Source organism: Nitrincola alkalilacustris (assembly GCF_008973755.1).
In the GTDB taxonomy this organism is placed as follows: Bacteria; Pseudomonadota; Gammaproteobacteria; order Pseudomonadales; family Balneatricaceae; genus Nitrincola; species Nitrincola alkalilacustris.
On the sequence record NZ_WBOM01000009.1, the window covers coordinates 43,789 to 63,065 of the forward strand.

Consider the following 19,277-nt stretch of genomic DNA (forward strand, 5'->3'; position numbering starts at 1 on the left):
CCGGCACGATAGCCATAAAGTGCGCGATTTCAGGAACATAAGCTGCATCGCCCCCAAGGGAACTGGATCTCGACATGTTTTTGCTCAACTGATTCGGAAACCACACATGGCCAAGGCAGATACCGGCAGAGTTGAAGAGCATGCAGACCCTGACAAGCACACCTTTTCTGCATATCTGACAGATATAACAAGCCGCGGCCTATGCCTGGCACTGTTTCTTGCAGCGCTGCAACTCTCCGGAGCCGGTCAGCGTATTGAACATATCGAATTTGATCTGCTCACTCTGCTGACCGCGCCAGCACCACCGGATTCGGGTGTTGTTGTCGCAGGGCTGGACGACCCAAGTTTTCTGGAACTGAACCTGTCGCCACCACTGCCTCGCAGCCTCCATGCAAAACTTATTGATATGGCCGCAGAGTCCGGCGTCAGCGTGCTGGGGTTTGACCTGCTGTTTTCAGAACCACAAAACGAAGCGGATGACAGATCCCTTGGCACTGCACTGGCCAGAGCAGACACAGCCGGCCCTGCCGTCATTCTGGCCGGCGCCGAGATACATCTGCATACGTCTCAGGTACAAGCCTACACCCAGCGCCTGCTTCCGATTTTTCCTGATGCAACTGTCGGCATGGTGAACCATCTGGCAGATTCTGATGGAGCCGTGCGACGCATTCTGACAGATGAAAACAGCTTCTGGTACAGAATTGCAGAGGCATCCGACCGGGATTTCAGCCCGGCACCTCCCCGCGCGCGATTGCGCTATTACGCACCTGAGATCCGCCAGCCCTATATCCATTTCACCCAAGCCCTCAACCCGCAGGAGCAGCTCCCCCCCAACGCGCTGACAAACACCCTACTGCTGATAGGCATGAACACGCCGGTTTCCGGACTGGATCAGTTTTCCACTCCCTTTGGCGACAAACAGATCTCAGGTGTTTTCCTGCACGCCACAGCACTGAACAATGCCCTTGCAGATGACTGGATTGCACTGCAGCCCTGGTGGTACAACCTGGTTCTGACACTCTTGCTGCTGGCCATCATCCTGATCTCCACCGTCAGATGGACCCCCGGGCGGGCCGCTCTGATCACTCTGGCGCTGATCCTTCTCTCCGGTATCTTTTCTGTATGGCGTTTTGACGCCGGACAATGGTGGCTGCTCTGGCCAGCAGTACTGGGCCTGCTGTTCCTATACAACCTGGATGCCGCCAGAAACTACTGGAAAGAGTGGCGGCGCCGCGAGCAGATACGCAGGCTGTTCTCAAGCTATGTCCCCCCAACGCTTGTCAACCGGCTGACCCGGCAGGGCAGCCTGCCGGTACTGAGCGGAGAAAGACGTGAGCTGACACTTCTGTTTTCAGACCTGGCAGGCTTTACTGCGGCCAACGAACGCATGCCCCCTGAAGACGTAGCCAGCGCTCTGAACGCCTATTTTTCAGCAATGACTGATATCATTCATCAGCATGGCGGCACTCTGGACAAGTTTATCGGTGATGCCGTGATGGCTTTCTGGAACGCCCCTCTGGACCAGCCAGAGCATGCGACCCTGGCACTGAACTGTGCCAGCGCGATGCAAAGGGAGATGGTCAGGCTCAGGCAAAACTGGCAGGGAACCCCCTTTGGCACCCTCAAGCTGCGCATAGGGATCCATACCGGCGAAGCCGCTGTAGGCAATCTGGGCTCAGTTGGCCGCTTTACCTATACAGCCGTGGGTGATGCCGTCAATACAGCGGCAAGACTCGAAGCCGCCAACAAGGCCACCGGCAGTGATATTCTGCTCTCCCGGGCAACGGCCAGCAGGCTCGATACACGCTCAACTCCACCACTGGCCTGGCTCGACAGGCTCAGGGTAGCTGGCAAAGATGATGCCATAGATGTCTATACACCTGTGGAGCTGCCTGAAATAGCAGCCCTGTCATTGACACTCTTGCAGCGGCTTGAGGCTGGTGATCTCGAATCCGCACTGGGCATATGCAAACGCTGGGCTATAATATTAGCCGAATCGATGCCAGTTTTGTCACCCCAGGCAGATCGGCTGAACACACGCATCGAGGCACTCAGAAAGACACACCCGAGCAACAGTAAAGTCTTACCAGATCCTGTGCCCGACTTCAGTCGCGCCGTTGGAAAATAAACGCTGTCATGACTCTTCCTGCGGAGGTTCCATGTACAACTGCACACTGCGAATGGCTTCCCGACTGGCTCTGCTTTTTTTCATCACACATGCATCGGCTTTTGCCGCACCGACAGCCGAAATCATCAGCCTGACCGGGCAGGGAGAGACACGCTCCAGCGAGGTCACTCCCTGGTCAGCCGCAGAGATCAGACAGATTCTTGAGTCCGGGGCCGATGTCCGCACACTCAGTTTCTCCTCAGCCGCCCTCCTCCTTGCAGATCAGACCCAACTGCGCATGAATGCCAATGCGCAGATCCGTCTGCGCGAGGTCAGCACAGAAAAAACACGTCTAGAGCTGACCCTCGGACGGCTCTGGTCGCGCACCAAAAGAGCGTCAGGCGCTCTGGAGCTTGAAACACCTGCCGCACTGGCTGTCGTTCGCGGTACAGACTGGGATGCGCAGGTAGACTCAGAAGGGCGCACGACCCTGACCGTACTATCCGGTCTGATAGAGGTATCCAACCCCTTTGGACAGGTTGAAATAGGCCCCTCTGAAGAGGCCTATATCGAACCAGGACAGGCACCGATAAAGCGCCTTCTGATCAACCCCCGTGAACGGGTGCAATGGGTCATGGCCAACCCGGTGGTTCCTGATCGTTATCAGGAGTTTACAGACGCAGCGCAATACCCGGAGCTGACCCATATCCGCAGTCTGATCCAGTCAGGTCAGATGACTGCCGCCTCGGAGCATCTGCAGGAGATGGAGCTCAGTGGTCAGCACGCCTTTCCTGTTCAACTGATGCTGGCAGACTTTGACCTGCTCAACGGCGAGCTCGACGGTGCTGAGCAGCGCCTTGAGCGGGCCTGGCAGAGGTATCAGGAACCTCGCGCTGCTGCTCGCAGGGCTGCCGTTCTTGCTGCCCTTGACCGCATGCAGGATGCACGACTGCTACTGGACGAAGCCCTTGAACAGATGCCGGGCGCACCTGATCTGTTACTCGCAGATGCTGACTGGTGGCGCCTTGAAGGGGTGACTCGCCAAGCCCTCAGCGGTTATCAACTGGCCGTCGAGCACGCGCCGGTGGCCAATCAGGCTGCAGCCTATCATGGGCTTGGCCGTGCCGAGATGGAAAGAGGGGATCTGAAACAGGCAAGACAGGCATTGGCAGCCGCCGTAAGTCTGGAGCCGGAGAACCCCGAATATCGTGGTGAACAGGCGCTTGAGGCGACCCTCTCCTATCGTTTACAGGAAGCTGAAGAGCACTTTGACACAACCCTTGAACTTGCCCCTGATGACTTTGTCAGCCTGGCAGGCAGTGGATTACTCGCGCTACAACGCGGTGATGCTGAAACAGCAAGACAGCAGTTGCTGAAAGCCCTGACCATTGAGCCTCGCTTTGCACGTGGTCAGGTATGGCTGGCAGTTGCCGAGTTTCAGCTCGGCAACCGGGCGGCCGCACTGGATTCACTGGATCGCGCCATGCTGGCCGACCCCAACGACCCGCTGCCCTGGCAACTGCGCTCCATCATCGAGCATGACATGGGGACTCCGGTGGCCGCCATCCAGTCTGCCCGTGAAGCGCTGAAGCGGCTGCCCTATCTCAAATCTCTGAACCAGCTGGCAAACGACAGTCAGGGTTCGGCCAATCTTGGCAAAGTGCTTGGAGACTTCGGGCTTGAACACTGGGCTCGAGCTTATGCCGAAGCATCCAGTCATCCGCTATGGGCTGGCAGCCACCTGTTCCAGGCCAACCACCTCGACAGTGACTTCGGTCGCAGATCCGAGCTTTTCAAAGGCTATCTCTCAGACCCCACCGTGTTCGGTGCTGGCTCAGCCACACCCACACTGTTTGCACAACCCGGACAGCACGTTGAACTGCAATCGCTTTTATGGCGCTCTGACATTCGTGACGAAATCGCCGCCAGCGCCACCCTACGAGGTCTTTCTGCCGAGCCCCTGAGAGCAGCCTGGCTGTTGCAGGGCCAGGGGCTGCACTTTAACCCTCGCGGCGGTACGCCGAATGATCAGTATCGCATGAATGATCGCGAGCTGATTGCTGCACTCGGACTCAAGCCTACTGAAGAGGTTGGGCTATTCCTGCTGCACAATGAAGGCCGGACACGCATTAACTTTGAAGAGCCCATAGATCTTGGCAATGACTTTCTTTTCGATCAGCCTGAGTATTACCGGCTGCGCCGAACCGATGGCGGCTTCTCCTATCGCTGGAATGCAGACGCTCAAAGCTGGCTGAAACTGAGCGAAGCCCGTCTGGGAGTGGATACCGAAATATCCCATCCTGTTTTCGGCCCGCAGGACTACTCGCTGAAGGCCAGAGAGCAGGGGATTTATACTCGCCATATGCAGCTGATCGATGAGCATCGCATCAGTTTCGGTTTTGAATCTGTCAGCAATGAAGCATCAACACTGTTTGGTGATGATGTTTTTGTAAGCATCTTCGATGCCGAGCAAAACTACCACATGCCCTGGGTGGCGGCCGAATGGCGCAGTGGCGACTGGAGCCTGTACACCGAAGGCTACTGGCCCAGGTTCGACTTCGGTCTGACTGACAAAGCCATTGATCCGGTCGATGGTTCTCTGATATTCGATCCCGTCGCAATGAACGAGCGTGTCAGACCGGACTTCCTGCCACGTGTCGGACTCACCCGACGCTTCGGTGCCGGTAACGCGCTGCACCTTGGCTATATTGAAACCCTGCAGGCGCCGGGCAGCCATACCCTTTCCCCGGTCAGTCTGGGCGGTATCCCGATCGATCACCAGTTCATGCTTCCCGGCAGCCACTCACGCAAAGGGGCCATCCGTCTGAACCTCGAACTGACACCCACCACCTTTCTGACACTGGACGCACAGCAGCAGCGTATTGAAAACCCCCGTGATGCCACCGGCTATCTGTTTGCCAGGCGCCTCACCAATATCAGCGATACCATCACCCGCATCGGACCAAGAGAGTTTTCAGGTGGCGCAGGGATAGTGCGATACGATGCCAACCCCTACTTCGGCAAAGGAGAGATACAGCGTGCCGGCATCGGCGTGGATCAGATAGTGACAGATAAGCTGGCAGTGATGCTCAGCTATGCGCATACCGACAGCAAGCATCTGGAAAACGCCTATGCTGGTAACAGGCTGCCAGGCTTTGCGCGCCACGATCTCTCAACACTGGCGACCTATCATCACGGCGGGCGCAACTACACAGCCGTGGGGGCACGCTACTTCAGTGGACACTATCTGGATGAGGCCAATCTGGCATGGCGCAAGCCCAGCTGGTCCCTGTCTATCGGTCATAGCCGGGAAACACTTGATCGCAACTGGCGGTTTGAAGCAGGTGTTGTGGGCATCGCTCAGCGAGAACAGGACCCATCGTTCTTCATGCGAGTGTTCAGGCGCTGGTAAAGCCGGATGCATTAAGCAGCATCCGTATCACCCAGTGCGTAGCAGCAATGCCATAAAGCAGATGCTGTGCATTGACTTAACGATGGAGTCGTGGGCAAGGGGTTTTCAGGATACCCCTTGCCCTGTTAAGTTTTAAATTATTTCCACGAATAATATTTGATTCAGATCTTCGACCGTTACGCCAACCAGCTCAATCGCTATATCGCTTGACTGGATACCTGAATCTTTGTCCTGACGAACCACATAGGTATTGTCATCAAAGTGGAAAGCCGCAACTTTGAACTGCTCCAGACTCGCAAAAGCCGCCTCAAACTTAGCCTGAAGGGTATTATCAACCCCCTCTGCGAACGTGATAATACCATCAGCAATTCCTGCAATCTGGCCCTGAGCGCCACTGTCTGCAACCACACCCTCACTCAACGCCAGTTCTAATTTGTCTGTACCATTAATTTGGAAGTTGGAGATACTATCCATGCTATCGATGGTCGAATGTGCTTCGAAGATCACTAACTGCTCAGACTCCCCCACTCCCACAGCGTTAACACTCTCTGCGGAAGCAACCTTATTAAGCTCTAAAGAAGAGATGGTAAATGCTGCAGCGCCTGTAACCACGATAGAGGCAGTCTCTGGAGTCGAATCATCCACACTGATAGTGATTCCGCTTTCTGTCTTGCTGCCCCATAGACCATTATCCTTGGTGAGAACCAGGGGGTTATCCTCCCCATCCAGGCTCAAGGTCAATGTATCCCCATCGATCGTATTGCTCAAATCGAACAGGCTTGCCTGCTTAACACTGAAAGACTGCGTAGCAATGATAGGGTTAATTACAATAGGATTTGGGAATTCTCCCGCTTCTTCGACTGCCACGCTCTCAATTTCAAAAGGGAATGCTGCTTCAACTGCCATTGCTGAAAGTGTAAACCCTCCATCAACGACTTCCTTAAAGGTTATCGTATAGCCATCCTGCACAAGAGGCATATTGAGGTCTTCGCCTATGGTGAAGTTAATAAATGTGCCAACATTATCTTTGAAAAGCTGGACACTAACCCCATCACCATCGTTTAGCCACTCGAAGTCATATCCAGCACCGGTATCAGCGCTATAAACTTCCGTAGCAACACCATTGTTTGACATGGGTACTTGTGCAGAACTGCCTTCTCTTATGACTAAGTTCACGACAAGGCTAGCTACAGTAAAGACATCATCGCTGACAATACTCACTTCAACTGCAGTTGACACTGTTGAATTCACGTTGACAGTGAACGCACCTGTGCCGCCTACCCAAACACCATTTTCATAGGTCAACACAAAGGGTTCAATTTCTTCTGCGATAGTGATTGTCATCGTATCGCCATTCTTAGCATCCGATAAATTCATTGGATCTAACGTAATGGAATGCTTATCTGACAGCAGTTCTTCCATTTTTACAGTGATGAGATCCGTTCCGGCATTTTCAGCAAGATTGACTTTATCTTTACCTAAACCGGTAGTGATCTTGTTAGTACCCGTTCCGCTATGAAAGACATCGTCACCCGACCCACCCACAAGGATATTCTCACCCAGTCCCGAGGTGAAAACAGTGACCGAGTTGCTCATGGCAGAAGCATTAAGGTGCACGTTATCGCCAGTAGAAGCTTGAGCGATGACAGTAACGCCATCAACAAATGCCGCATCTGCATTTACACCCAGTGTGATGAAATTTGAACGGCTGGCACTTGCCACATGCAACACTTCCATATTGGAGAGGTTTACAAAATGGACGTCAGTTAAAGTTACAATACCACCGGGGGTTCCGTTAAACAGAGCAACGGTATCCTTACCCGCACCACCATCAAGGGTATAACTCGCTAAGTTATGCCCTGCACTGAAGTCGATGGTGAAGATGTCATCCCCTGCTGTACCTGTAATAGAGCTGGTGAAAATGTTCTGGTGAGTACTTCTCAAGCTTACGCTTGTTGCATTTGGGAAGCTTTCTGCCAGATTTCCGCCAGCTGATTGAGCAAAGGTTCCTGTCAAAATATAGCTGAAATCATTTGCATTACTTGCCCCTTCAAGCATCGTTGCTTGAGCAACAGTCAGCTCGCTAAAGGCGTCAGCAGCATCAGCCAGGCTGTATGAGGTCGCCCCCTCAACAACAGCCCCATTGTTCTGACCCGTGATGTTCGCCAGGCTATCAGACAGCGTATATTGCACCTCAAGCGTCAGTGCCGGATCATTCGCAGCAGCTGCCACTATGGCAGCCGCAGCGGTTGTGCCATCTTTGATGGCTTCAACGGTTTGGTCAGTGCCCAGATCAAGGACCGCATCAACCAGGGTGTAGGTGATGACACCCAGTTCAGGGCCGTTGTCCATGCCCATGATGGCAGACACCTGCTCGATCGTAGCTGCATCAGTGACCGTAATCGCGCTAGCCCCCTTCAACGCTATACCGTGCTCAGCAACTAAATGGCCTGCACTGTCTTCAATGCTGAAAGCAATTGTCCCTGTAAAGCCTGCCTGAGGGCCGAAGTCCTCAAGCTGTGAAATGGTGACTGGTTCAGTGACCCTCAGCATTCCTGCACCTGCCAGAGTCACGCCGGTCAACTCAGTCATCTGTTCAGAGTTGATGGCAAGTGTTTGACTGGCTGCGAGGTTAATCGTTTTCGTTTTTAAGTCGGCTATTGTGGTAGCTGCTGTCAGGTTGCCACGCACAAAAGTTGCTAAGCTTTCTTGATCGATTGTGACGGTGATATTGCCGGTGGCGGTTCCGCCGAAGGTAACAACACCCTCATTTTCAGTCACCGTAAAAGTAGGTGCTGGTGCTGGTGCTGGTGCTGGTGCCGGCTCTGGCTCTGGCTCTGGCTCTGGCTCTGGCTCTGGCTCTGGCGCTGCTGGTAAGTCATCAGCAGTTAAATCAACACTTATGATACTTGTATCAGTAATGCGGCCCGTTTCATCAATCAAAACCGCAAACTCTGCTGGATTGTCGCTGGCTACTTGCACTGTATTCAGAAAAGCTTGCAGTTTTTCAGGTGTAACCTGATCGCCACCTTCCTCAGCCGTAACCTGATCAATCAAGGCACGGCCTACTGCTGCAGCAGAATCACCTGTATAAGAAACTGACCCGTCCGCAACAGCTTCTGTAAAGGATTTGGCTACCGCTAGTTTATTGTTAATTAATGTAGAGTCGTCATTTTGAGCAGCGTCTAACAAGGACAGCGCAAGGCTGCCGATATCGAGATCACTTTCAAGACGACCAAGCCAGTACTCAGAACCTTCATCTTCAGCAGGTCGACCGAATAGATTGACATACAATATATTTACTTGCTCGGATAAGCTTGGAGAGCTTCCATGTAATGCCTGGGACTCAGGTGATGAAAAGAACCCGCCAATAACAGTATCCAGGCCTTTATCATCGATTTCTGCAACCCAGTATTCAAGCCCGGCTGGATCAGCAGGTCTACCGTAGTAAGCTATATAAAGTTTTTGTACCAGATCGAAGGTAGTCGCTGCCATGGTGTCATTTCCTTGAAGCACGGTTGAAATTAACTGAGTTCAAACATTAGGAAATTATCACATGGAAAAAATAAAGCAACCACAGTGATACTGCAGAATTTACAAAGCATTGAATTTAATATTTTTTTTATTTTTTCTAATTTATAGAAAAGACTTAGAAACAAGCTTCATTAAAACAAAACTAAAGATTTTACAGCGTGGAAGCAGATCTGGTATAGCAGTGAAAGGTGGCATTTAGCCACCTTCTGTTTACACGTTCAGCTCAGGTACCTCAGAAGGGAATATCATCATCAAAGTCGTCAAATCCAGCCGGTGGCTGATTCTGAGGCGGTTGATTCTGAGCAGGCTGACGGTTCTGCGCCGGTGCCTGGGAACGCTGCGGCTGTCCCTGAGGCTGGCCATAACCCATGTTGTCCTGAGGGGCTGATGACTGATAGCCACCGCCACCTTCGCCGCCCTTGCTGTCGAGCATCTGCAACTCACTGGCAACGATCTCGGTGGTGTACTTATCCTGGCCGTCTTTGTCCTGCCATTTACGGGTACGCAGCGAACCTTCGATATAGATTTTGGAACCCTTACGCAGGTATTCGCCGGCGATCTCAGCCAGACGATTGAAGAATACCACACGGTGCCATTCGGTACGTTCCTGTGCCTGACCTGTCTGCTTGTCCTTCCAGCTCTCACTGGTTGCCAGCGTGACATTGGTCACCGCATTGCCAGACGGCATATACCGTACCTCCGGATCTCCACCCAGATTTCCGATCAGTATCACTTTATTGACGCCACGTGCCATCTTTCTCTCCAAATAAACTTATTTATCTTAACTTCGGTGCATCCTGCAGCCGAATAACGCAGAAATATGAGCATAACACAGCTTTCAATTTTCGCTGCAATCCGTAAGCGCCTATAATACTCCTTTTTTGGCAGTCACCCGGAGCACTCATGGATAAAATTCTGGTTCGCGGAGCACGCACCCATAATCTCAAAAACATCGATCTTGAGATTCCACGCGACAAGCTGATCGTGATCACCGGATTATCAGGCTCGGGTAAATCATCACTGGCATTCGACACCCTGTATGCCGAAGGGCAGCGGCGCTATGTGGAGTCTCTGTCCACCTACGCGCGCCAGTTCCTGTCAATGATGGAAAAACCGGATGTCGATCATATCGAAGGCCTGTCACCTGCGATCTCCATCGAGCAGAAATCGACCTCGCACAATCCGCGCTCCACAGTCGGTACCATCACCGAGATCTACGACTACCTGCGTCTGCTCTATGCCCGCGCCGGTGAGCCACGCTGCCCGGACCATGATCTGCCTCTGGCGGCACAGACGGTATCACAGATGGTCGATCAGGTGCTGGCCCTGCCTGAAGGCAGCAAGCTGATGCTGCTGGCACCTGTGGTCGAAGGGCGTAAAGGTGAGCACTTGCACACCATCAGCGAGCTGCGTGCTCAGGGTTTTGTGCGGGCGCGGATCAACGGCATCATCGTCGATCTCGACAGCGCGCCGGATCTGGAAAAAAACCGCAAGCATCGCATCGAGGTGGTGATCGACCGTTTCAAAGTGCGTGCCGATCTGCAGACACGCTTGGCCGAATCCTTCGAAACCGCACTGAACCTGACCGACGGCGTGGCACGTGTTGCCTGGATGGATGATGAAGACAATACAGAAGATCTGATCTTCTCCGCCCGCTTTGCCTGCCCCGTCTGTGGCCACAGTATTCAGGAGCTGGAGCCACGGATGTTCTCCTTCAACAATCCGCATGGCGCCTGCCCGACCTGTGACGGGTTGGGTGTAAAGCAGTATTTTGATCCGCAGAAGGTGGTTCAGGATGCCAGCCTGACCCTGTCCGAGGGGGCTATTCGTGGCTGGGACAGACGCAACCTTTACTACTTCCAGCAGCTCAAATCGGTGGCAGAGCATTATAAGTTTGATCTGGATACACCGTTCAACCAGATAGCACCGGAACATCAACAGGTGATTCTGTACGGCAGTGGTGAAGATGATGTGACCTTCCATTATGTCAACGACCGCGGCCACAGCATCAGCAAGGCACATCCTTTCGAGGGCGTACTGAACAATCTTGAGCGGCGCTATCGCGAAACCGAATCCGATATGGTGCGCGAGGATCTCGCCCGTTACCTGAACATGCAGCCCTGCCCCAGCTGTCACGGCACACGCCTGCGACGTGAAGCACGCCATGTATTTGTGGATAACCGCACCCTGCCCGAGCTGGTCAGCCTGCCGATCGGTGACAGCAAACGCTACTTCGATCAGTTACAGCTGCCCGGCAAACAGGGCGAGATCGCCGACAAGATTCTCAAGGAGATACGCCAACGCCTGGCATTTCTGGTTAACGTTGGCCTCGACTATCTGTCGCTCGAGCGCAGCGCAGAAACCCTTTCCGGCGGTGAAGCGCAGCGCATCCGTCTGGCCAGCCAGATCGGCGCCGGCCTGGTCGGCGTCATGTATATTCTGGATGAGCCCTCCATCGGCCTGCATCAGCGTGATAATGACCGCCTGCTAGAAACCCTGCGCCACCTGCGCGATCTGGGCAACACCGTAATCGTTGTTGAGCATGATGAGGACGCGATCCGCATGGCGGATCATGTGATCGATATCGGCCCGGGTGCCGGTGTGCACGGCGGCAAGGTGATTGCGGCTGGCACACCCGAGCAGGTGATGGCCTGCCCGGAATCGATGACCGGTCAGTATCTGTCTGGTGTACGCTGCATTGCCGTGCCGCCCAAGCGCCACCCGGCAGACCCGAAAAAAATGCTGCATCTGAAGGGCGCACGCGGCAACAACCTGAAGAATGTGAATCTGTCGATACCGGTCGGCTTGATGACCTGTGTCACCGGTGTGTCCGGCTCGGGCAAGTCCACGCTGATCAACAGCACCCTCTATCCGATTGCTGCCACGGCACTGAATCATGCCACCACACTTGAAGCATCCGAGCATGATGCAGTCGAGGGACTGGAACATTTCGATAAGGTGATCGATATCGATCAGAGCCCTATCGGACGCACACCTCGCTCCAACCCGGCCACCTATACCGGTATTTTCACCCCGATTCGCGAACTCTTTGCCGGCACCCAGGAAGCACGCTCACGTGGCTACAAGCCAGGACGCTTCAGCTTCAACGTCAAGGGCGGCCGCTGCGAAGCCTGTCAGGGCGATGGCGTGATCAAGGTCGAGATGCACTTCCTGCCGGATATTTTTGTGCCCTGTGATGTCTGTCACAGCAAACGCTACAACCGCGAAACACTGGAAGTGAAATACAAAGGCAAGAGCATCGACGAAGTGCTGCAGATGACGGTTGAGGACGCACGAGAGTTCTTCGATGCGATTCCAGCCCTGTCGCGCAAGCTGCAGACACTGATTGATGTCGGCCTGAGCTATATCCGCCTCGGACAGAGCGCTACAACCCTCTCCGGTGGTGAAGCGCAGCGGGTCAAGCTGGCCAAGGAGCTGTCAAAGCGTGATACCGGCAAGACTCTCTATATTCTGGATGAGCCGACCACCGGTCTGCACTTCTATGATATACAGCAGTTGCTCAACGTCCTTAACCGCCTGCGCGATCACGGCAACACCATAGTCGTGATTGAGCACAACCTGGATGTGATCAAGACCGCCGACTGGGTGGTGGATCTGGGGCCAGAAGGCGGCACAGGTGGTGGGGAAATAATCGCCACCGGCACACCCGAGGCGATTATTGAGGTGGAGCGCTCCCATACCGGGCGCTTCCTGAAGCCGTTGCTGCAGAAAAACTAGAGCAAAAAGCCCAGCAGCAGAAAGCCAATAGTGGCCAGAAAACCACCCAGCAATGCATAGGGCAACTGGGTGATCGCGTGCGACATGGGACTGATCCCGCAAGCCTTGGCCGAGAGCACGGTGGAGTCGCCGTAGAAGCAGGCATGCGAACCGAAGGCCGAGGCCGAGATCATCGCACCGATCACCAGTGCCATATTGGCATCCACCGCCTGAGTCAGCGGCAGGATGATCGGCATGCCGACCACGAAAATACCCCAGAAGGATGCTGTCGCAAACGCCAGCCCCGCCATGATCAGAAAGGTTACCGCCGGCAGCAGATCAGATGTCATGTAGGGCGTGGTGGTGTGAATCACATACTCGGTGGTACCCAGCGTATTGTTCACCTCGGCCAGCATGAAGCCGCAGAAGAGCGTACCCAGCGGCGCGATCATACTGACAAAGCCGTTCAGAATCGCATCGAACATCTGCAGCATCGACATCAGACGCTGCACCAGATAGAGCGCCAGCGTGACAAAGATCGCCGCCATCGCGCCGGACATGATGTCGATATCAAAATACCAGGTGAAAAAGATCAGTGAACCGATCGGCACAAAGAAGTTCAGCAGATTGGTCGCTTTCGCCTCCTCCTGCAGATCCTGACTGTAGGGTTCATCTTCGGCACTGAGTACCTGCCCGGTTGACTCGGCACGCGCTTCAGCCGCCTTCATTCTGCCCAGCAGCGGCAGCTTGCCACTGATCGCCAGCATTACGATCAACAGACAGATCCAGGCATAGAGCATATAGGGGATCGCCTGGATGAAGAGTGACATGCCATCACCCTTACCCGCCACACCGTTCTCCTCCAGCAGGCCGGAGAAGAAGACCGCCCAGGTGGAGAAAGGCAGGATGATACAGACAGGCGCCGCCGTGGAGTCCACCACATAGGAGAGAAACTCACGCGAGGTTTTCACCTTATCGGCCGCCTTGCGCATCGAAGAGCCAATGGTCATCGCATTCAGATAATCATCTATGAAGATCAGCATCCCCAGCCCCATGGTGGAGAAAAGCGTACCCTTTTTGCTGTGCACTCGTTTGGTGAGCCAGTTGCCGAATGCTGCTGCACCGCCACCGATCGTGACCAGTCCGATCATACTGCCCATCAGGCCGCAGGCGATGAAGATCCAGGCCACCGTTTCATTCATGAACACATCAAGAAAGGTATCGCCGAGTGCGGGAATGAACTCACCCACCGGATTGGTCATGATCAGACCCACCAGCACGCCGATGAACAAAGATTCAATCGTGCGCTTGGTATAGAGCGCCGTGATCACCACGACGGCAGTAGGAAACAGACTCATCAGGCCGTAGCCTGCCTCGATATCCACCGACTGAAAGCTGTAAAATGCCATCACACAGACAGTCAACGCCACCAGTGCAACAGTCATGGATTGAAGAGGTCGTCCTCGATCTGTTTCCAGAGTTACGCTGTTTGAACTATTCATATTGTTATTGTCCTTTGTCAGGTCGAACCTGGCTGGCAGCCTTCTTCAGATGACGAGGCTGCCAGCCCTGAAAAGAACCGCCGCTCAGCGCGCCGGTTGCTGTTGAGTGATGCAGTGAATATTGCCGCCGCCGAGCAGAATTTCACGCGCATCCACACCGATCACCTCCCGCTCAGGGAAGATCCGCTGCAGACAGGCACGCGCCTCCTCATCCCGGGCCGGATCAAGCAGCGGGAAAACCACCACCTGATTGCCGATGTAGAAGTTGACATAGGAGCCGGCCAGACGCTCGCCCGCCTCACGTGGATGACTGTCTCGATTGAGATGGATGCCACCCGCCTCTTCAGGCGTGATATACAGCGGGCCGGGATGCGGCAGTTTGTGGATCGTCAGCCTGCGCCCTTTGGCATCCTGAGCCTGACTCAGCACCTCATAGGCCTCACGCGCAATCGCATACTGCGGATCATCCGGGTCATCACACCAGTGCAGCGCGACTTCACCCGGGCGCACGAAGCAGGCCAGATTGTCGATATGCCCGTCGGTCTCATCATTGAAGGTGCCACGTCCGATCCAGATCACCTTGCTGATATTCAGATACTGCGCCAGCAACGCCTCGATCTCCTCCCGGCTCAGATCAGGGTTACGATTGGGATTGAGCAGACACTCCTCAGTGGTCAGCAGCGTACCCTCGCCATCCACATGGATCGAGCCACCCTCCAGAATCAGCGGCGCGCGGAAGACCGGATCACCACTGATGCCACAGATCTTTCTTGCCACCCGCTGATCCCTGTCCCAGGGGAAGTAGAGACCACCATTCAGGCCACCCCAGGCGTTGAAATCCCAGTCGATGCCCGCACGCAGCCCTCTGTCATTGATCAAGTAGGTCGGCCCGGTATCCCGAACCCAGCTGTCGTTACTGCTGATCTCAACCACCCGGATGTGCGATGCCAGCATCGAACGGGCATGCTCATACTGCGCATCACTGACACCGACATACACGGTTTCACTGCGCGCAATCGCCTCGGCCACAGCGGCAAACGCCTCCTGCGCCGGCCGACCGCCAAGACGCCAGACATCCGGCCGCTCCGGCCAGATCATCCAGCAGGCCTCATGGGGTTCAAACTCACCCGGCATGCGGAAACCCGCCGCCCGGAGATCGCTTATCTGTTTCTCTATTGACATGATCATTACTCGAATAAAAAGAATCAGCTTTTCAGATAGCCATCGGTAATCAGGGATTCGATAGTGCTCAGGATGCTCTGACGCAGAATCCCGACCACCTGATCGACAGTCTCACGCGTCCAGATCAGTGGTGGTGACAGCACGTTCAGATGCGCGATGGGGCGCACGATCAGGCCACGCTTCTGACACTCCTTCGCAATGCGGCGACCGACATTGGCCTGCATCGGCAGGAGCTCGCGTGTCTCCTTGTTCGCCACGCTCTCGATCCCCATCATGAAGTGACTGCCGCGCACATCACCGACAATCTGCAGATCCTGCAGCGTCTTCAACTGCTGCTCCAGATAGGGACCCACCTCTCGCACATGCTCGCACAGCTGCTCGCGCTCCATGATCTCGATATTTTTCAGCGCCACGGCACAGGCCACCGGATGACCGGAATAGGTGAAACCGGTACTGAACACACCGCCGGCGCATTGGGGTTTGCTGATGACCGCATAGATCTCATCGCTGAGCAGTGTTGCACCGAGCGGGATATAACCTGAGGTCAGACCCTTGGCACAGTTGATGATGTCAGGCCTGATACCGAACACCGACTCGGAGGCAAAGAAGTGCCCCAGGCGACCGAACGCCGTGACCACCTCATCGGAGATATAGAGCATGCCGTAGCGCTTGCACACCTCATACATCCGCTTGTGATAGCCCTCTGGCGCAACCAGAACGCCGCCGGCCCCCATGATCGGCTCGGCGATAAAGGCCGCCACCCTGTCCTCACCACCCAGGCGTTCAATGGTGCGTTCGAAGTCCGCCACCAGGTGGTCGCAGTACAGCGCCTCACTCATCCCTTCTGGGCGGCGATAGCAGTTGGCCTCTTCAACATGGTGAATAAACTGATGCGCAGTATCAAAGCCCCAGTTGTTGCTTTCGATGCCCGTCAGTGTGGCCGACACATAGGTAGTGCCGTGATAACCGTTGCGACGGGAGATGATCTGCTTCTTGTCTTTCTTTCCGAGCTGGTTGAAGTAGTAGTGGATGATACGGATGGTGGTGTCATTCGCGACAGAGCCACCACAGCTGTAAAACACGTGATTCAGATTATCCGGCGCCAATTCGGCCAGCTTGGCGGCCAGTTGCGTAGCCGGAATATTGGACAGATTATTGAACGGGGAATAGTAGGCCATCTTCTGCGCCTGCTCAGCCATTACCTGACCTATCTCAGCCCGGCCATGACCGATATTCACACACCAGAGTCCTGCAATACCGTCGATATAACGGTTGCCCTTGCCATCCTGCACATAGATGCCATCGCTGTCCGTAATCAGATCGCAGCCCTCTTTCTGGAACACCGAAAAATCGGTGAAGGGATGTACAAAATGGGCTTTATCCTGCTCCCAGAGCTGATTGATATCGTAAGCCATCGCAATTGCCTCGCCATTGTCTGTGTTATAGAGTTATCGACAGGGCACAAGGTACTACCGGGGCAAAAGTCTGCTCTATACCCCCGAATGGATAGGCGACGACATCACATGACTAAAACCGGACTGACAGCAGCTGCATCAGACAGCTGGCATCGCGATCTGGCAAAGCTGATCGATCATATCCGCCTGCACAGCTTTCCCGAGGTACTGCAACAGACGCTTCAGCATCTGGTCAGCTTCGACACGCTGCTGGTCGCCACCTACAAGCATGCCTACAAACCCATCGTCGTGCTTGGCAAGCACCCGCAGCGGCTGGACCCGGTTCTGTCCCGCTACATCAACGAGCTATACATCCTAGATCCTCTGTTCAATGCGCTGCAGGCCGGCATGTCAGGTGGCGTCTACCGACTCAAAGAGATAGCGCCAGACTCCTTTGAAAGTACCGAATACTTCCACTCCTGCTACCATGAGTTTGATCTGGTGGATGAGGTCATCATCGTCACCCCCCTGGAAAACGACGTGCACTTCACCATTTCGCTCGGTCGCAAATCCCATCTCGGCAGTATCACCCGCGCCGAACGCAACCGCCTGCAGAGCACTTTTCCGGTCATCAGCGCGCTGATTCACCAGTTCTGGCTGGCACAGTCAGCCGAATACCTGCCACAGGAAACGACCAGCAATACCATGGAGTATGCGCTGCAGACTTTCGGCAGCGGCGTACTGACTCCACGCGAACAGGAGATCACGGGACTGGTACTGCAAGGCCACTCCAGCAAGGCGATCGCCCGCATGCTGGACATCAGTGCCGGTACAGTGAAGGTGCATCGCAAACATATTCACGCCCGCCTCAACACCTCGACCCAGTCCGAACTGTTCTCCATGTTTCTCGGCCATCTGAACAGCCTCTCCTGATCGCTCTCAGTTCCCTATCCCACCGGGGGTATATCACCCACCTCATGACAACGCTAGATTGGAGCGCATAAACCCTTTTTCGCTTGAATGGCACCTGTAACGCCATTCAGTGCAGTGAATCGCTCCGGGTAACTGATGAGGAGAGCCCCGATGTCTGAACTGAAAATCAATGCCGAACGGATCTGGAACAGCCTGATGGAGATGGCACAGATAGGCGCAACACCTGCCGGAGGCAGTTGCCGTCTGGCGCTGACCGAGCTGGACAAACAGGGTCGTGATCTGTTTGTGCGCTGGTGCCGCGAAGCTGGCTGCGAGATCCATATTGACCGGATAGGCAACATCTACGCCCGCCGTCCCGGTACAGATCCCGACGCCCTGCCGATCGCCACCGGCAGCCATCTGGACACCCAACCAACCGGTGGCAAGTTCGATGGCGTTTACGGCTGTCTGGCCGGTCTGGAAGTGATTCGCAGTCTGAATGAGCAGGGGATCACGACACGCCGACCTATCGAGGTGGTGATCTGGACCAATGAAGAGGGCTCCCGCTTCGCCCCAGCCATGGTCGCCTCAGGTGTCTATGCCGGTAAATTCACACTCGAATATGCCCTGCAGCAACGTGATCATGAGGGCATAAGCCTGGACGAAGCGCTGACAGCGATCGGCTACAAGGGTGATATCGCTGTCGGGGCACGCCGTTTTGCACGCTTCATCGAGCTGCATATCGAGCAGGGTCCGGTCCTGGAGCGGGAGGGCGAGGAGATCGGCGTCGTCGAAGGCGTACTCGGCATGCGCTGGTATGATGTAAGGGTCGAGGGTACCTCGGCACATGCAGGCCCTACCCCGATGAGCTATCGCAAGGATGCACTGGCAGCCAGCGCGCAGATCATCAGCGAACTGATCGAGCTGGCGGATCGACGCGAGGCCGAATCCGGGCGCTGCACCATCGGTGAACTGGATGTGATCAAGGCATCACGCAATGTAATCCCCGGCGCCGTGCGCTTCTCGCTGGATCTGCGCAACGCCACAGTGGATGGGCTGCAGGCAATGGAAGCAGAAGCAGCTGCACTGATCGATCGCATCGCCCAGCAGCGAGGTGTACAGGTCACACTTGAGCAGATCTGGAACTCACCCCCGGTGGCATTTGATACCGAGACAGTAAACCAGGTGGAGCAGGCGGTTAAGGCCAGTGGCCTCAGCTATCGTCGCATGGTCAGCGGAGCGGGCCATGATGCGGTCAATATCTCCGGAACCACCCCCACAGCGATGATCTTCATCCCCTCGGTCGGTGGCATCAGCCATAACGAAACCGAGTATTCAACACCCGAGCAGATCGCTCAGGGCGTGCAGATCCTGCTTAATGTCATGCATCAGGCTGCCAGTCAAAACGACTGAGACAGCAACTAAGACGACAACTAAGACAACGCATGACAGGCAAATGACAGGCGAACCGGCAACTGCTCCTGCTTTGCCAGCATACTGCACATCCCTGTGCATAA

Annotated in this window: 10 protein-coding genes; 5 read left to right on the top strand and 5 right to left on the bottom strand. The window is 54.9% G+C overall.

Translation table 11 applies throughout. The annotated features are described in order from the left end of the window. The first annotated feature begins 106 nt into the window (after positions 1-106). Positions 107-2,128 carry an adenylate/guanylate cyclase domain-containing protein gene (locus F7R27_RS15480; RefSeq protein ID WP_151705171.1) on the top strand — a complete coding sequence of 674 codons (2,022 nt, stop codon included), beginning with the start codon at positions 107-109 and terminating at the stop codon, positions 2,126-2,128. Positions 2,129-2,159: 31 nt separating this feature from the next. Further along, the gene (locus F7R27_RS15485) at positions 2,160-5,519 is read left to right on the top strand and encodes a tetratricopeptide repeat protein (RefSeq protein WP_151705172.1); all 3,360 of its coding nucleotides are present in this window, start codon (positions 2,160-2,162) and stop codon (positions 5,517-5,519) included. Positions 5,520-5,651: 132 nt separating this feature from the next. Here the strand turns inward: F7R27_RS15485 and F7R27_RS15490 are convergent, their stop codons facing one another. Next, the gene (locus tag F7R27_RS15490; protein ID WP_151705173.1) at positions 5,652-9,014 is read right to left on the bottom strand and encodes a DUF4214 domain-containing protein; all 3,363 of its coding nucleotides are present in this window, start codon (positions 9,012-9,014) and stop codon (positions 5,652-5,654) included. Positions 9,015-9,285: 271 nt separating this feature from the next. After that, entirely contained in the window at positions 9,286-9,807 is a 522-nt protein-coding gene (gene ssb / locus F7R27_RS15495; RefSeq protein WP_151705174.1) for a single-stranded DNA-binding protein, read from the bottom strand. A 149-nt stretch (positions 9,808-9,956) separates the two neighbouring features. On the opposite strand from ssb, the gene uvrA reads away from it, so the two are divergent. After that, positions 9,957-12,791 carry an excinuclease ABC subunit UvrA gene (gene uvrA, locus F7R27_RS15500; RefSeq protein ID WP_151705175.1) on the top strand — a complete coding sequence of 945 codons (2,835 nt, stop codon included), beginning with the start codon at positions 9,957-9,959 and terminating at the stop codon, positions 12,789-12,791. On the opposite strand, the gene F7R27_RS15505 is transcribed toward uvrA, so the two are convergent. The 3 genes from F7R27_RS15505 to F7R27_RS15515 all read right to left on the bottom strand — a co-directional run bounded on the left by F7R27_RS15505 (position 12,788) and on the right by F7R27_RS15515 (position 16,869). After that, a complete protein-coding gene (locus tag F7R27_RS15505) occupies positions 12,788-14,272 on the bottom strand; it encodes a Na+/H+ antiporter NhaC family protein (RefSeq protein ID WP_240776398.1) in 1,485 nt (494 codons plus the stop codon). The two genes, uvrA and F7R27_RS15505, sit on opposite strands and share 4 nt — an antisense overlap. Positions 14,273-14,356: 84 nt before the next feature. Beyond that, positions 14,357-15,454 (bottom strand): agmatine deiminase, encoded by a 1,098-nt coding sequence (gene aguA / locus F7R27_RS15510; protein WP_206060530.1) that lies wholly within the window; start codon positions 15,452-15,454, stop codon positions 14,357-14,359. Between the two features lie 23 nt (positions 15,455-15,477). Further along, positions 15,478-16,869, bottom strand: a complete 1,392-nt coding sequence (locus F7R27_RS15515) for an aminotransferase (protein ID WP_151705177.1) — start codon at positions 16,867-16,869, stop codon at positions 15,478-15,480. Positions 16,870-16,977: 108 nt separating this feature from the next. Between F7R27_RS15515 and F7R27_RS15520 the strand changes: the two genes are divergently transcribed. Further along, positions 16,978-17,781: a helix-turn-helix transcriptional regulator gene (locus F7R27_RS15520; protein ID WP_151705178.1), complete on the top strand. Its 804-nt coding sequence runs from the start codon at positions 16,978-16,980 to the stop codon at positions 17,779-17,781. 150 nt (positions 17,782-17,931) lie between these two features. Beyond that, positions 17,932-19,173 (top strand): Zn-dependent hydrolase, encoded by a 1,242-nt coding sequence (locus tag F7R27_RS15525; RefSeq protein WP_151705179.1) that lies wholly within the window; start codon positions 17,932-17,934, stop codon positions 19,171-19,173. Positions 19,174-19,277: the final 104 nt, after the last annotated feature.

Coding starts and splice junctions, on each gene's coding strand:
- aguA (WP_206060530.1), bottom strand. CDS start 15,454: ATGTCAATAGAGAAACAGATAAGCGATCTCCGGGCGGCGGGTTTCCGC.
- uvrA (WP_151705175.1), top strand. CDS start 9,957: ATGGATAAAATTCTGGTTCGCGGAGCACGCACCCATAATCTCAAAAAC.
- F7R27_RS15490 (WP_151705173.1), bottom strand. CDS start 9,014: ATGGCAGCGACTACCTTCGATCTGGTACAAAAACTTTATATAGCTTAC.
- F7R27_RS15480 (WP_151705171.1), top strand. CDS start 107: ATGGCCAAGGCAGATACCGGCAGAGTTGAAGAGCATGCAGACCCTGAC.
- F7R27_RS15505 (WP_240776398.1), bottom strand. CDS start 14,272: ATGAATAGTTCAAACAGCGTAACTCTGGAAACAGATCGAGGACGACCT.
- ssb (WP_151705174.1), bottom strand. CDS start 9,807: ATGGCACGTGGCGTCAATAAAGTGATACTGATCGGAAATCTGGGTGGA.
- F7R27_RS15515 (WP_151705177.1), bottom strand. CDS start 16,869: ATGGCTTACGATATCAATCAGCTCTGGGAGCAGGATAAAGCCCATTTT.
- F7R27_RS15520 (WP_151705178.1), top strand. CDS start 16,978: ATGACTAAAACCGGACTGACAGCAGCTGCATCAGACAGCTGGCATCGC.
- F7R27_RS15485 (WP_151705172.1), top strand. CDS start 2,160: ATGTACAACTGCACACTGCGAATGGCTTCCCGACTGGCTCTGCTTTTT.
- F7R27_RS15525 (WP_151705179.1), top strand. CDS start 17,932: ATGTCTGAACTGAAAATCAATGCCGAACGGATCTGGAACAGCCTGATG.